The sequence below is a fragment of the Chryseobacterium sp. Y16C genome (assembly GCF_022488405.1).
Taxonomy (GTDB): domain Bacteria; phylum Bacteroidota; class Bacteroidia; order Flavobacteriales; family Weeksellaceae; genus Chryseobacterium; species Chryseobacterium geocarposphaerae.
The window spans coordinates 995450-1008639 of sequence record NZ_CP092711.1 but is presented as its reverse complement, the minus strand read 5'-3'; the positions used below and the strand labels follow the sequence as shown (position 1 = coordinate 1008639).

The 13190-nt window shown below is 34.9% G+C and carries 17 protein-coding genes; 6 read left to right on the top strand and 11 right to left on the bottom strand.

All coding sequences use genetic code 11. The features are described from left to right. Position 1: 1 nt before the first annotated feature. The gene (locus MKS83_RS04335) at positions 2-430 is read right to left on the bottom strand and encodes a hypothetical protein (RefSeq protein ID WP_100375902.1); all 429 of its coding nucleotides are present in this window, start codon (positions 428-430) and stop codon (positions 2-4) included. 194 nt (positions 431-624) lie between these two features. On the opposite strand from MKS83_RS04335, the gene MKS83_RS04330 reads away from it, so the two are divergent. Beyond that, complete coding sequence (locus MKS83_RS04330; RefSeq protein WP_240582119.1) at positions 625-1695, top strand: sensor histidine kinase; 1071 nt, start codon at positions 625-627, stop codon at positions 1693-1695. Beyond that, complete coding sequence (locus tag MKS83_RS04325) at positions 1692-2414, top strand: LytR/AlgR family response regulator transcription factor (RefSeq protein WP_240582118.1); 723 nt, start codon at positions 1692-1694, stop codon at positions 2412-2414. Before MKS83_RS04330 ends, MKS83_RS04325 begins: the two co-directional genes overlap by 4 nt. Here the strand turns inward: MKS83_RS04325 and MKS83_RS04320 are convergent. After that, positions 2411-3145, bottom strand: a complete 735-nt coding sequence (locus tag MKS83_RS04320) for a DNA-formamidopyrimidine glycosylase family protein (protein ID WP_240582117.1) — start codon at positions 3143-3145, stop codon at positions 2411-2413. The genes MKS83_RS04325 and MKS83_RS04320 overlap by 4 nt on opposite strands. 72 nt (positions 3146-3217) lie before the next feature. Between MKS83_RS04320 and MKS83_RS04315 the strand changes: the two genes are divergently transcribed. Further along, positions 3218-4573 carry a deoxyguanosinetriphosphate triphosphohydrolase gene (locus tag MKS83_RS04315; RefSeq protein WP_240583166.1) on the top strand — a complete coding sequence of 452 codons (1356 nt, stop codon included), beginning with the start codon at positions 3218-3220 and terminating at the stop codon, positions 4571-4573. An 8-nt stretch (positions 4574-4581) separates the two neighbouring features. Next, entirely contained in the window at positions 4582-4755 is a 174-nt protein-coding gene (locus MKS83_RS04310; RefSeq protein WP_240582116.1) for a hypothetical protein, read from the top strand. Positions 4756-4953: 198 nt separating this feature from the next. On the opposite strand, the gene MKS83_RS04305 is transcribed toward MKS83_RS04310, so the two are convergent. From MKS83_RS04305 to MKS83_RS04280, 6 genes are all read right to left on the bottom strand, one after another. Continuing rightward, positions 4954-6027, bottom strand: coding sequence for an NAD(P)H-dependent flavin oxidoreductase (locus MKS83_RS04305; protein WP_240582115.1), 1074 nt, complete (start codon positions 6025-6027; stop codon positions 4954-4956). 9 nt (positions 6028-6036) lie between these two features. Next, positions 6037-6417 (bottom strand): nuclear transport factor 2 family protein, encoded by a 381-nt coding sequence (locus MKS83_RS04300; RefSeq protein WP_240582114.1) that lies wholly within the window; start codon positions 6415-6417, stop codon positions 6037-6039. A 74-nt stretch (positions 6418-6491) separates the two neighbouring features. Continuing rightward, positions 6492-7223, bottom strand: coding sequence for an SDR family NAD(P)-dependent oxidoreductase (locus MKS83_RS04295; protein WP_240582113.1), 732 nt, complete (start codon positions 7221-7223; stop codon positions 6492-6494). Between the two features lie 6 nt (positions 7224-7229). Next, positions 7230-7451, bottom strand: coding sequence for a tautomerase family protein (locus MKS83_RS04290; RefSeq protein ID WP_240582112.1), 222 nt, complete (start codon positions 7449-7451; stop codon positions 7230-7232). Positions 7452-7474: 23 nt separating this feature from the next. Next, positions 7475-8008, bottom strand: a complete 534-nt coding sequence (locus tag MKS83_RS04285) for a YceI family protein (protein ID WP_240582111.1) — start codon at positions 8006-8008, stop codon at positions 7475-7477. Between the two features lie 294 nt (positions 8009-8302). After that, positions 8303-8875, bottom strand: a complete 573-nt coding sequence (locus tag MKS83_RS04280) for a Crp/Fnr family transcriptional regulator (protein WP_240582110.1) — start codon at positions 8873-8875, stop codon at positions 8303-8305. A 210-nt stretch (positions 8876-9085) separates the two neighbouring features. Between MKS83_RS04280 and MKS83_RS04275 the strand changes: the two genes are divergently transcribed. Continuing rightward, a complete protein-coding gene (locus MKS83_RS04275; protein ID WP_240582109.1) occupies positions 9086-10036 on the top strand; it encodes an SPFH domain-containing protein in 951 nt (316 codons plus the stop codon). Between the two features lie 33 nt (positions 10037-10069). Here MKS83_RS04275 and MKS83_RS04270 read toward each other — a convergent pair whose 3' ends face one another. Beyond that, a complete protein-coding gene (locus MKS83_RS04270; protein WP_240582108.1) occupies positions 10070-10417 on the bottom strand; it encodes a DUF4377 domain-containing protein in 348 nt (115 codons plus the stop codon). Positions 10418-10604: 187 nt separating this feature from the next. On the opposite strand from MKS83_RS04270, the gene MKS83_RS04265 reads away from it, so the two are divergent. Further along, on the top strand, positions 10605-11060 hold the full coding sequence (locus MKS83_RS04265; RefSeq protein ID WP_240582107.1) for a lipocalin family protein: 456 nt from the start codon (positions 10605-10607) through the stop codon (positions 11058-11060). Here the strand turns inward: MKS83_RS04265 and MKS83_RS04260 are convergent. Further along, a complete protein-coding gene (locus tag MKS83_RS04260) occupies positions 11057-11398 on the bottom strand; it encodes a DUF962 domain-containing protein (protein ID WP_100375889.1) in 342 nt (113 codons plus the stop codon). The two genes, MKS83_RS04265 and MKS83_RS04260, sit on opposite strands and share 4 nt — an antisense overlap. Before the next feature lie 114 nt (positions 11399-11512). Beyond that, positions 11513-13183 carry an APC family permease gene (locus MKS83_RS04255; RefSeq protein ID WP_240582106.1) on the bottom strand — a complete coding sequence of 557 codons (1671 nt, stop codon included), beginning with the start codon at positions 13181-13183 and terminating at the stop codon, positions 11513-11515. Positions 13184-13190: the final 7 nt, after the last annotated feature.

The window sequence follows — 13190 nt, the reverse complement described above, 5'->3', positions numbered from 1 at the left end:
ATTATTTTAGTTCTTTAATGGTAGATTGGAAGAAATTGAAAAGGAAAATTTTGTCATAAAAAATTTCAATACAGTTTTCAATAATGAACCTGAAATATTTTTCAGAGTGAACAATAGCATCTTCTTCTACAAATACAAACCACATTTCTTTGAGGTGATTTTGTCTTTTAAATGCTTCAAAAAGATTAAAATCTAACGGAGTTGGGTGTTTTATATCGTAAAATAAAATTCCTTTTTTTATTCCATGCTCTTCTATAATATTGACAGGATGATTGATGTATTCAAGGATTTTAAAGTTAGAATGATAACACTCAATAAAGTGATGGAGGTCAATAAGCTGTATTACTTTTTCCTCCTGTTCACAATCGGTCATATAAAAACATTTTGTGGCGATTTCTTCTGTCAGTTCCTGAAAAGTGGTCAGTTCCATAATTTGAAAATTTTACATAGCAAAGGAATGGAGAATGGGTTTTGAAAAGTTATTTTTTATACAAATTGCCCGTTATTTTATACGAAATCCTGAACTTTAAAATTAGTATAATAAAATAGGGAGTTGGTATAATATTTTAAGTGAAACTTACGTTATTACCTATTTTTGTTAAGTTATTAAGCTATAAGTAAGACATGAAATATTCTTCTCAGAACTTTAAAGAAACCCTTGTCATGGATTTTCTGCTTGAAAACCGATTTAGGTTTTTGAGACATCTTTTGTTTCTGATTTTCTTTTTTCTGCTGATCTACAATGCAAGGTTTTGGAATTGGTACTCGGAAGATTCTAAGTATTATATTTTGTTTTTTGTATATAGTATACTGATTGGGATGGTCTATATTAATATATATGTACTGGTTCCTTTATTTTTCTTTAAAACCCGTTATGTAACCTATTTTATTTTATTGGTTGCACTTGGTGTTTTAGCTTTAAATGGCATTGGATATTGTTTCGACCGGTTTTTTTCAGAATATCGTGTGATTAATTTACCTCGTGAGAAAGGAGGAATTTATGAAGGAGTTTTAATGTGTATTCCTATTATTTTGACTACAACAACGGTTAAACTTTTACAGAAGTGGATTAAAGACAGTCAACGAATCACAGAGCTTAATGATCTTACATTAAGAATGGAATTGAATGAGTTGCGGAATCAGATCAATCCTCATTTTCTATTTAATATGTTGAACAACGTTAAAGCGTTGATCAGAACAGATCCTGGAAAAGCAACGGCTGTGATCATGAAGCTTTCAGAATTTCTGAGGTATCAGCTGTATGAAAATGATGAGGAAAAAACATTGCTTACTTCAGAAATTGATTTTCTTTCCAATTTTATAAACCTTGAAAAAATAAGAAGAGAAGATCTGTCTGTAGATATTCATATTGACATGGATAAACGAATATTGAACAGCATTTTTATTCCACCTAACTTGTTTACAACATTAGTGGAAAACGCTGTAAAACATAGTGTGAGTCTCAACAGGGAAGAAAATTATATTAACATTGAAATCAAAATGGAAGAAAACAAGCTTCATTTTACCTGTATCAATTCAAAAAACTCAGATTTTTCTGCTTTTGAGAATAAATACGGTGGTTTAGGTTTAGTCAATATTAAGCGAAGATTAGAATTACTTTACCAGAATACCCATGAATTAAACATTACTTCAACCGATAAAGAATATATTGTAACCTTAATTGTCCCCTTATGAATTGTATAATTGTTGATGACGAACCTTTGGCAAGAGCGGAAATGAAATCCTTAATCAATGAAGTTTCTCAGCTGGAAGTTCTGGGAAGTTTTTCAAATGCACCTGTTGCAATCGAATTTTTAAAAACTTCAGAGACAGATTTGATTTTTCTTGATATTGAAATGCCACTGATTTCAGGACTGGAATTCGCAGAAACGCTTCCGGAAAATACATTAGTGATTTTTACAACAGCCTATTCACAATATGCATTGAAAAGTTATGAACTGGATGCAGTAGATTATCTGTTGAAACCCATTGAAAAACAAAGGCTTAAAAAAGCAGTTGAAAAAGCTGTACTTTACAAGGAACTGCTTTCATCCAAAACCGTAAAAAACACGATAGAATCTAACACAGCCGATTTTTTATTCATTAAAGCAGATAGGAAATATTATAAAATATATTTTTCAGACATCAGATTTATAGAAGGATTGAAAGATTATGTGGTCATTCATACCCGGACTCAAAAGCTGATCACAGCAATGAATCTGAAAACAATCCACCAAAAAGTTCCGCAGAATATTTTCCTTCGGGTAAGCAAATCTTTTGTGGTTAATATTGACTATATTGAATCATTTGATAACCATAACATCTACATCGGTGATGCAGAAGTTCCTTTGGGAGAGGTATACAGATCGGAATTTTTTACAAAATATTCAGGAGGTTCTTTGAATATTGATTAATATAATTTCTGGTCATTAATGCAATAAAAACTTCTGCGTTTTCCCAAGCCGGTTTGTTTTTTAACCAATTTTTCGCCACATTTCGGACAGACTGATTTTGTGTGGACAAGCCAGTGTTTTTTCAGAACAAAATCCCGTTTCCATTTTAGAAAATCAAAGCTATAGTTTCGGGCTTCTGTAATTAAATCTTCCAGCTTTTCAGAAGGTAGATTTCCTAGTAAACTTTCAGGCTGCACACCAATTCTGAATAAAACTTCGTTTTTAATTATATTTCCGACGCCTGAGAAAATATCCTGGTTCATGAGTGCATCACAAGCCATTATTTTCGGATTGGCGAGCAGCTTTTGCTTTGCTTTTTCCGGATTCCATTGGTCGCTCATCACATCAGCTTCCCAATCAATTTTAGATAAGAATTCTGAATCTACAAGCTTTACACTGCAGCTATAAAAATAGATTGCTCCTTTTTTAAAAACTAATGATAACCGGAGGTTTTTATCGGGTTTCGTCTGTTCATCCACACTGTAGGAGCCAAACATGAGCAAGTGAATTCTGACTGCGACTTTACTGAAAATAAGATAAGTCTGTTTCCCGAAAGTCCGTATTTCTTTCAAAACATTATTTTCAAGAATTTCTTTGTCAAATTTTGCATTTCCCTGAGATTCCACAACTTTTTCACCTACAAATTTTTGCAGGCTTTCTTTCATTAATAGGATGGAAGGACCTTCAGGCATAAGAACTCGGTTTTCAATAAAAATTCAAATACTATTCCATAAAAATAAAATTTGGAGTAATTTTGAAAAATGATGAATTTAAACCAGATTTTCACCAATCAACGTACAGGAAACAATCCTCATACAAAGGCTTCAAGAACAGATTTTCAAAGAGATTTTGACCGAATTATATTCTCTTCGGCTTTCAGAAGACTGCAAAATAAAACCCAGGTTTTTCCGCTTCCGGGTAGTGTCTTTGTGCATAACCGTTTAACGCATTCTCTTGAAGTTTCGTCGGTGGGAAGAAGTTTGGGGAGTATCATTGGAGAATTTATTTATAATGATTTCAAAAACGATTTAACGGAAGATGCTAAAAGTTTTTACCTGCATAATTTAGGAAATGTAATTGCTGCAGCCTGTCTTTGTCATGATGTGGGTAATCCGGCTTTCGGACATTCCGGAGAAGATGCTATTGCAAGTTATTTTGAACGAAATGAAAATGATCTGAAGTCTAAATTCAATGAAAAAGAATGGGCAGATCTGGTGAATTTTGAAGGAAATGCCAATGCAATCAGGGTTTTGGCGCATCAACAACAAGGGAAAGATGAAGGAGGAATTCAGCTGACTTTTTCAACGCTGGCAAGTATCGCAAAATATCCGTGTGAAGCCATTGCTAAAAAGAAAGGAATTATCCATAGAAAGAAATTCGGATTCTTTCAAAATGAAAAAGATATTTTCTTAGAGATTGCAAAAGGAACCCATTTAATTTCAGAAAGCGAAGAACCTTATATTTTTAAAAGACATCCCTTTGTATGGCTGGTAGAAGCTGCCGATGATATTTGCTATAATATTATTGATATGGAAGATGCCCACCGATTGGGTATTGTTTCAACAGCAGACTGCAAAAACCTTTTCTTTGAACTGGTGAAATCTGAAACTGATGATGTGAACAGGGTAGAGCAAAAAATGAACTCTATAGGGAATGAAAACGAGCAGATTTCTTACTTAAGAGCAAAAGTTATTAATGCTTTAATTAATAAATCGATTCAACTTTATAAAAGCAACTTTGAGACTATTCTGAAGGGGAATTTAGATCACGGACTTCTTGATATTTATAAGTCTGAAAATAAAGCTTTGCAGGATATTGAAAGCTTTTCGATTGAAAAAATTTATAATCATAAAGCTGTGGTAGAAATAGAAAATGCAGGTTACAATGTAATGTATGAATTGCTGGATCATTTTATTCCTTCTATTCTAAAACATGAGGATGAAAGAAAATCTTACGATAAAAAAGCGTTGAAACTTCTTCCTAAGCAGTTTGTTTATCAAGACGGTACCGATTACCAGAAAGTTCTTGGGGTTATTGATTTTGTTTCCGGAATGACCGACAATTATGCTACCGATTTATACAGAAAAATTAAAGGAATTGATATTGGAATGACAGTTTAATATATGATTTGAAGTTGGAAGATGAATGCGGGAAATTTTTAATGTTTGAAGACTTGAACTTTTTATTTGAAGCTTTTTCCCGCTTTCGCTACTCGCTTTTTCAAGTTTCGGCGGCGGCTTTGCCGCCGCCGAAACTTGAAAAGAGCTCAAACATGCCGCTCAATCGGGGCTATTGTGGTTAAGCATTAGAAAATATTGAGAGCGTTTGTCATTCTGCAGGAATCTCAACATGAATCTTTCCGTCGTATTTTCTAATACTATGGAAAGATCCTTGACAGGGTGGCAAACCCTGCGATAATAAATTTGAATTAGTATAAAAATTAATTACAATAAAATTACCACTTCAATTGTAACTTCCATTTTCCAGGCTCCCAACCTAATCACCCCATCAGTTCGTTCGCTTCTTCTATTAAAGATTTCATTAAAGTTGAGGTTCTTTTATGTTTTAAGATTGGTGCAATCTGCCCAGACCAGAAGAAAACCAATTCGTGTTTTTTCTGTTCCAATGCTGCTTTTCTCATCGATGCAATAAAGGTTGTCTGCAAAGGAAAAGGCAATGTTTGATCGGTCGCAGTTAACAATTCTCTTGTAATTTCTGTAGTAATTCCGCGCCCCAATCTTCCGGTGTAAGCTCTGGAAAGGGTAGTGTATTTTGAAGCTTCCGAGAACAAAAATTCTTTATGAACCGGTAATGCTCCGGATTCTTCTGTTGCTAAAAATGCAGTTCCGATTTGCACGGCTTCTGCTCCCAAAGTCATTGCTGCTGCGATTCCACGACCGTTGGCAATTCCTCCTGCAGCTACAAGCGGAGTTTTAATCTTATCTTTAACCAATTGAATTAAAGCAAAAGTTCCCGTTGTTGAAAGTTCGGCTTTTTCCAAAAATGAAGGTCTGTGACCGCCACTTTCGAAACCTGAAGCTACAATGACATCTACGCCAATATTTTCTAAAGCAATTGCTTCATCGACTGTCGTTGCATTTCCGACCACGATTGTTCCCTGGCTTTTTAATCTTTCAATAATATCCTGATCCAAAAGTCCGAACATAAAGCTGAAAACCCTAGGTTTAATATCAAAAACGACCTGCAACTGGTTTTGAAATCTTGATTCAAAAGAAGGTGGAAGCGGTGGAACTTCAATGTTCAGTCTGTCATAATAAGGCTTAAAAATTTCAACCGCTTTTTGATATTGATTTTCAGTGTGCCCCTGATTGATAATATCGTGATCATTTACCCAGAGATTCAGATTATAAGGTTTATCCGTGATGGATTTTATCTGCTGATCCGCGTCATAAATTTCCTGAGGAGACAATGTATAAGCTCCGTAACCTCCCAATCCACCGAGTTTACTAACGGTTGTTGTTAATTCAACGGTTGATAGCCCACCTCCGAAAGGTCCCTGAAAAATTGGGTATTCTATACCGAGTAAATTTGTTATTCTGTTTTTATTCCACATGATTTTTGATTAAGGTTCTACATCGGTTAATGTTTTATTGACAATGAGCCATTTACCATCAATTTTATGAAAAGTTATAAAATTATAGTAATTGAAATCATACATTTTTACATTTAATTTGGCTGTAGCAATTGTATTTATCACATCAATCGAGATGATGGTTGGCTTAAAATCTTTTCCCGATTTTTCCGGACTTACCCTACTTCCAACCCCTTCAATATATTGTATAGCGGTTTTGTAATAGGGTACCCCTTTGATATCTCCGAAAAGCAAAGCATCTTTATGGAAAATTTCCTTTAAAAGTTCAGTATTTCCTTCATAAATTCCTTTCAAATACAATTGTTCAATCGCATTTTTTATGTTTGCTTCTTCTGTTTTGTATGTTTTCATGACATTTATTTTTTGAGCATAGCTGTTTATCGGTACCATAAACAGCCATGCCATTACCATTAAAACTTTCATTTTTATAAACTATGACCTGCACCCATTCCTCCGTCTACATTAATGATAGCGCCTGAAATAAACGAATTCTTAGCAATCGAGTGGATCATTTGTGCTACTTCCTTCGGCTCTCCAATACGGTTGATCAGGTGTATTCCGGCACTGTTGTCGATACTTTCATCATGCATGGGTGTTCTGATTAAACCCGGTGCAACGGTATTTACTCTGATATTATCTTTCCCAAATTCTGCTGCCAATTGCAGTGTCAAAGCGTGAATTGCTCCTTTGCTCGAAATCGGTGCAGTGGACGGAGATTGTGCGATCGCATGGTAAACAAGCGGTGTTCCGACATTGATGACAACCCCGTCTTTTTGCTTGATCATTTGTGGAATGATCGCCTGTGTTGTGAAGAATGTCCCTTTTAAATTCGTTGTTAAAAATTGATCCAAATATTCTTCCGTTACGTCTAAAAACGGCTTGTTATCGTAGATTCCTGCGTTATTTATGAGAACATCAATTGAGCCGAATTTTTCAAGAGCAATTTTTGCCAAAGCTTCTCCTGTTGATTTTTTTGAAACATCTCCTACAACCATTGCCAGATTTTCTCCCGCTCCCAATTCGTTGTAAATATCTTTTAATTTGGATGCTGTTTGTGAATTAATCACCACATTATCGCCCCTGTCTAAGAAATACCGGGCAACTTCCAAACCAATTCCTGATGATGCTCCTGTTACGATTACTGTTTGTTTTTTCATTTTAAATTAATTTTTGGGTGCTGTTGAAAATCCTTGTTCTTTCAATACGGAAACCTGTTCTCCGGCGTATCCCCAATTATCGTCCTCGATTTCATTGATGATAATGTGTGTTAAGTGAGGATCTTTATTTAAAACTGTAGTGACAACTTCACTTATTTTTCTGATTAATTCTTTTTTTGTTTCGCGGTTAATATCTTCGCGTAAAACATCTATTGTGATGAATGGCATGATGTTAAATTTTAAATTGTTGGTTAAATTGTTTCTGCAACCAGGTGGATATTCAAATCGAAATTATTGTAGATCAACGTGTCACCAAGATTGGCGAAGAAATTGGCTGATCTAAATTTGATATTGAACTTTGTTCTGTCAATGACAATTTTAGCATCTAAAACAGCAACGTTATCCGTTCTTACAATCTGTAAAGCTGTATCAATAGAATGTGTAATTCCTTTAATCGTAAGATCTCCTTTTACGTAATAAAGATTGTTGTCGCCTGGTTCTGTGTGAGTGATTTCAAAAGTTGCTTCAGGATATTGATCTGAATTAAAGAAGTCATCAGAAGCCAAATGACTTGCAAATTGTGCGTTGGTTTCTGCGTCCTCCACATCAATAATTGTAATTGATTTTGTATTAATTACAAATTTTCCTGTTAGAAGATTTTCGTTTTCAAAAGTGAAATTTCCTTCTTTCACTTCAATGGTTCCGTTGTGGGCTCCGGTTACTTTTCTTCCGATCCATTCAACTAAACTTTTTTCGCTGTTTACTTTAAAAATTTTTGTGTCCATTTTTAATTGGTTTTAAATTATAGGACAAAGTTCAGTCGATTTGAAGAAAAAGTTATGTGAGGTACATCACGAAATATGGGAAAGTTGAGTCTGAATTTTAGGGATATTAACCTGATTTGAAATTAAAGCGTACATATTTTTAACGCAAAGACGCAATGATTATTAAGAAAATGCTATAAATACTTTCGCAAAGGCGTTTCACTCAGTTAAGGATAGTTGTTGTGATATCACTTGCTGAAGAATTCCTAAGCGACATAGCGTTAAAGTACCTCTAATCTACAATGTGGTAGTAAATTATTGATGTAATCTACTCAAAGTTTCTCGTGTTACTCCTAAATAAGCTGCAATCAAATGTTTCGGTACCAGATTATATAATTGTGGATACAATGCCAAAAGCTCTTCATACCTGAATTTAGCATCGTTATTCATCAAAGAAAGAAGACGCTTTTGAGTGGCAACATAGCCTTTATTGGTTCGCCATCTGAAAAAATGTTCAACTTCATGAATTTTATTGCAGATCTTTTCACGGTCTTCATTAGAAATTGATAAAATACTGGAGTTTGTGATGCAATCAACATTGATTGTTGCTCTATTTTTACTGTATAGAGCATCAAAATCAGTTACCCACCAAGTCGGCATAGCAAATTGAAGGATAAACATCTTCATAGTATCGTTCAGGTAAAATGCTTTCAGACAGCCGTCTAAAACGAAATATTCATGATCTACAAAATCGCCTTCGGAGATCAGACTTTGCCCTTTCTTTAGATGAATCAGATTAAAATGTCCGAAAACATAATCAAACTGCTCATCAGAAAGAGAGGTGAATTTTGAAATATGCCCTTTTAGTATTTCTTTAGCATCAACCATAACGGAGAATTTTATAAATCAAAATTAATAATAATTGGCTGGAAGTAGGAAGGTGAATGACAGAAGTTCCTTTAATGACGAAATTTATTTGTTTTAGCTTTAATAATCTTATCAAGCTTTTAGCCCTTACTTTCTTACCTCGATAATTTTTATTATATTTAATGAAACACAACACATTCTATTGCGACATATTAATAAAATTAAAACACTATGAGTCTTTTTTTAGCACCCGTTATTTTTTTCGGATTAATTATTTTGTTCGCTTCGTTTTTTGTAGTAAAGCAGGAAACCGCAGCGATTATTGAGCGTTTTGGGAAATTCCGAGCCGTAAAGCATTCAGGGTTACATCTTAAGCTTCCGATTATCGATCAGATTGCCAAAAGGCTGAATTTGCGTATTCAACAGCTCGATGTAATTATTGATACAAAAACGCTGGATAATGTTTTCATTAAAATGAAAGTTTCGGTACAATATCAAGTGATTCGAACTCAGGTAAGTGATGCGTATTACCGTTTAGAAAATCCTGAAAACCAGATTACCTCTTTTGTTTTTGATGTGGTAAGAGCTGAAGTTCCTAAGTTAAAGCTGGATGATGTGTTCGTGAGAAAAGACGATGTGGCTATTGCTGTAAAAGGAGAGCTTCAGGAAGCGATGAACAGCTACGGATATGATATTATCAAAGCCTTGGTAACAGATATCGATCCGGATGAACAGGTAAAACATGCGATGAACAGAATCAATGCGGCTGAAAGGGAAAAAACAGCGGCAGAATACGAGTCTGAAGCACAGAGAATCAGGATTGTAGCCGTTGCAAAAGCTGAAGCTGAATCTAAAAAGTTACAGGGACAAGGGATTGCAGATCAGAGAAGAGAGATTGCCAAAGGTCTTGAGGAATCGGTAAGAATGCTGAATAATGTAGATATCAATTCACACGAAGCATCTGCTTTAATTGTCGTTACTCAGCATTATGATACTTTACATTCAGTAGGGGCAAATAACAGAAGTAATCTGGTGTTATTACCGAATTCGCCAACCGCTGCAAGCGGAATGCTGAATGATCTTGTTGCTGCCATGACCACTGCGAATACAATAGGAGAGGCAAGCAAAGGGAACTATCCGCCACCTCCGAAAGATCACGATCATAACAGACCTAATAAGTAATAAAAAACCTCCGAAACTTTCGGAGGTTTTTTATTATTTTTTCGTTTTTGAAATCTGTTTAATCAAGGTATATTTAATGGAAGATGCATCTGCAGGAACATTTTCTACTTTTTCAGTTTTTACTTTTATTACATATTCATACCCTGGTTCGTAAGTAAATCCTTCGATATTCGTGTAAAAATTACTCCAGTTATCGGTTGGCTTTTCTTTTACCTGTAAGCATTTCATAGGGGCTACTCCTGTACAATCTGCAGTTTGTGGTCCTACGATGAATGTTTTTTCATCAGCTGTGGATGCACCGGAAGTAGTTGTACATTGCGTCATTGTAAATAATGCCAATGCAGTTACCGTTCCTTTTAAAATTGTTACCATACTTTTCATAATACTTGATTTTGACATCATAGCTCACAATTACCATGCCGAAGTGCTTTTCATCAATTGTCGCAGTTTTTCTATTGCTTTACATTTTTTTTATCGTTTATTTTGGGCTATAAACATAATAAGTAAATACATTCGGGAACAGATCTGTAAAAAATGAATGTTCATACGTAAATAAAAATAAAACAGGATGAGAATATTACTTTCTTCACTCTCTATTTTAGTCTGTAGTAGTTTGGTAAATGCACAGAAACTGAAAAAAGAAGATGTTATAGGGTTTTGGAAGCTGAAAGAATCTGGTTTCTATGAAGGAAAAAATAAGATTGTGAAAGCTTTTAATCAATGTCGTTTAATGAGGAACTATTCCATACGAGAGGATGGTTTTGCGATTTACAATTATGTAGAAGGAGAGACCGGAAACTGTATTATATCAGAACCCAGACTTTCTTTTTGGAGAATAGTCGATAACAGAATTCAGTTTTATGCGCATGATAAGAACATTCTTGAAGAGGTGGTGGTAACTTTAAATAAAGATAAAACAACAACTTTTTCAAGTTATATTCCTGAGCAAATTAAAGATAAAGATGCAATAGTAGAAAAAATGCTGAATACTATTCATTATGATATTGTAGAAGCAGCCTATTAAATTTGGTAATTATTTTCTTTAGGCTTCATTTCTTTAAACTTTTGCTTACCTATCAAAAGCTCAAAAAATAATCTGAAATCTGAAATCAGCGACCATAACGGATATTTAAAGGTGGCCGGTTTATTTCTTTCAATTACGGCATGGCTGAACCAGGCAAAACCATAACCAAAAATAGGAACATACCAAAGGAATCTTTCTTTTCCGGAGCTGATAACATAACCGATCACTACAAATACGAGAAGAGTTCCTATAAAATGAAAAATCCGGGTCCCGGTTTTACTGTGTTCGGTAAGATAGAACTGATAAAATTCTTTGAAGGTTTTAATTCTTTCTGACATGGCGTTGATCTTTGTGGGAAAAGTAGCAATAAGTTCGCCATTTTTTAATAAGGATAAAAAAAGCAAAGCTGTAGGTACAACTTTGCTTTTTTTTGTTTTTATGTTTTTGAGAAATTAAGCCTTACCTAATTTACTGTTTTTGTATCCGTAGAAGAAATAAATAACTAATCCGATGGCAAACCATAATCCAAACCAGAACCAGTTTTCGTGGCTCATTCCTGTTAAAAGATAGAGACAGGAACTCAATCCGATTAATGGAATTAAAGATAGATTTTTAACGAAAGTCCAGATGCAAAGAGCTAGATTAATCAAAATAAAAAAGAAAATCGAAGCCCTGAACTCACCTTCTTTAGGATCTTTCCAATCCATTAAGTTTTGAAAAAATTCAGGTTGCCATTGATAAAAAGCAATTAATCCTCCGATGAAAATAACAGGGAAAATGATTTTTCCATTAATATAAGGTAAATGAAATCTTCCTTTTATCTTTTCTTTTGCCGGAAGCATTAATACTCCTGCACATACCAATACAAAGGCGAAAATGGTTCCGATACTTGTAAAGTCTAAAATGAATGTTTTATCTGTAAATAAGATAGGGATACCTACTACAATACCCGTTACAATCGTTGCAAAAGCCGGGGTTTTGTATTTGGGATGTACCTCCTGAAATTTCTGAGGCATTAATCCGTCACGGCTCATGGCGTACCAGATTCTCGGCTGTCCCATCTGGAAAACCAAAAGTACCGTTGTAATGGCAACAATGGCTATAAATGAAACAGTAAGCTCCATCCAGGCAACATTGGCATTTCCTTTTTCAAAGATAAATGAAAGTGGATCTCCTACACCGTCAAACTTTTTATAATCTACCATTCCGGTCAATACTAAAGTTAAAGCAATATAGATAACCGTACATAGAACCAGAGAAATAATCATTCCTTTCGGCAATGTTTTTTGAGGATTTTTAGTTTCTTCGGAAAGCACGCTTAATGCATCGAAACCAATGTAGGCAAAGAAAACTCCGGAAACGGCGCTCATCACTCCTACAAAGCCATTCGGCATGAAAGAAGGAGTTCCCGTTGCGGGGCTTATCGGTGTCCAGTTTTCAGTATTGATGTAAGAATAACCTACTAAAATGACCAAAACAATGACTGCTAGTTTTAAGATTACCAAAGAGTTGTTGAAATTCTTACTTTCTTTTACTCCAACATAACATAGCCAGGTAATCAATCCGTTAATAACCAAAGCCGGAACATCAACGATGAATTTTAAGCTTCCTAATAAAGGAGCGGTCTTCCAGGCATTCAAAAGTTCTTTGTTCTCAGAACCGTTCATGATGGCTTTTTTAGCTTCGGTATAACTGCAAGTCAGGTAATCCGGAATATGCATTCCCAAACGCTCTAAAAAGCTTGTAAAATAATCTGACCATGAAAAAGCTACATAGATATTACCGAAAGAATATTCCATGATTAATGCCCAACCGATGATCCAGGCTATTAATTCCCCGAAACTGGCATAAGCATAGGTATAAGCAGAACCAGCAGTGGGAATTCTGCTTGCAAATTCTGCATAGCAAAGTGCAGTGAAACCACAGGCAAAGCCGCAAATCAAATATAGTAAAATAACACCGGGACCTCCTCTGAAAACAGCTTCTCCCAAACTACTGAAGCTTCCTGCGCCGATAATGGCTGCAATACCGAAAAACACAATATCCCAAACACCCAAAACCCTTAAAAGGTTCGTCGATGTATCTGATTCTGAATAGATTTTCCTTCTAAAAAGTTGACTCATTCAATAA

Excerpts from the sequence above, each read along its gene's own strand:
- MKS83_RS04335 (WP_100375902.1), bottom strand. The coding sequence starts at position 430 with ATGGAACTGACCACTTTTCAGGAACTGACAGAAGAAATCGCCACAAAA.
- MKS83_RS04330 (WP_240582119.1), top strand. The coding sequence starts at position 625 with ATGAAATATTCTTCTCAGAACTTTAAAGAAACCCTTGTCATGGATTTT.
- MKS83_RS04325 (WP_240582118.1), top strand. The coding sequence starts at position 1,692 with ATGAATTGTATAATTGTTGATGACGAACCTTTGGCAAGAGCGGAAATG.
- MKS83_RS04320 (WP_240582117.1), bottom strand. The coding sequence starts at position 3,145 with ATGCCTGAAGGTCCTTCCATCCTATTAATGAAAGAAAGCCTGCAAAAA.
- MKS83_RS04315 (WP_240583166.1), top strand. The coding sequence starts at position 3,218 with ATGAATTTAAACCAGATTTTCACCAATCAACGTACAGGAAACAATCCT.
- MKS83_RS04305 (WP_240582115.1), bottom strand. The coding sequence starts at position 6,027 with ATGTGGAATAAAAACAGAATAACAAATTTACTCGGTATAGAATACCCA.
- MKS83_RS04300 (WP_240582114.1), bottom strand. The coding sequence starts at position 6,417 with ATGAAAACATACAAAACAGAAGAAGCAAACATAAAAAATGCGATTGAA.
- MKS83_RS04295 (WP_240582113.1), bottom strand. The coding sequence starts at position 7,223 with ATGAAAAAACAAACAGTAATCGTAACAGGAGCATCATCAGGAATTGGT.
- MKS83_RS04290 (WP_240582112.1), bottom strand. The coding sequence starts at position 7,451 with ATGCCATTCATCACAATAGATGTTTTACGCGAAGATATTAACCGCGAA.
- MKS83_RS04285 (WP_240582111.1), bottom strand. The coding sequence starts at position 8,008 with ATGGACACAAAAATTTTTAAAGTAAACAGCGAAAAAAGTTTAGTTGAA.
- MKS83_RS04280 (WP_240582110.1), bottom strand. The coding sequence starts at position 8,875 with ATGGTTGATGCTAAAGAAATACTAAAAGGGCATATTTCAAAATTCACC.
- MKS83_RS04275 (WP_240582109.1), top strand. The coding sequence starts at position 9,086 with ATGAGTCTTTTTTTAGCACCCGTTATTTTTTTCGGATTAATTATTTTG.
- MKS83_RS04270 (WP_240582108.1), bottom strand. The coding sequence starts at position 10,417 with ATGAAAAGTATGGTAACAATTTTAAAAGGAACGGTAACTGCATTGGCA.
- MKS83_RS04265 (WP_240582107.1), top strand. The coding sequence starts at position 10,605 with ATGAGAATATTACTTTCTTCACTCTCTATTTTAGTCTGTAGTAGTTTG.
- MKS83_RS04260 (WP_100375889.1), bottom strand. The coding sequence starts at position 11,398 with ATGTCAGAAAGAATTAAAACCTTCAAAGAATTTTATCAGTTCTATCTT.
- MKS83_RS04255 (WP_240582106.1), bottom strand. The coding sequence starts at position 13,183 with ATGAGTCAACTTTTTAGAAGGAAAATCTATTCAGAATCAGATACATCG.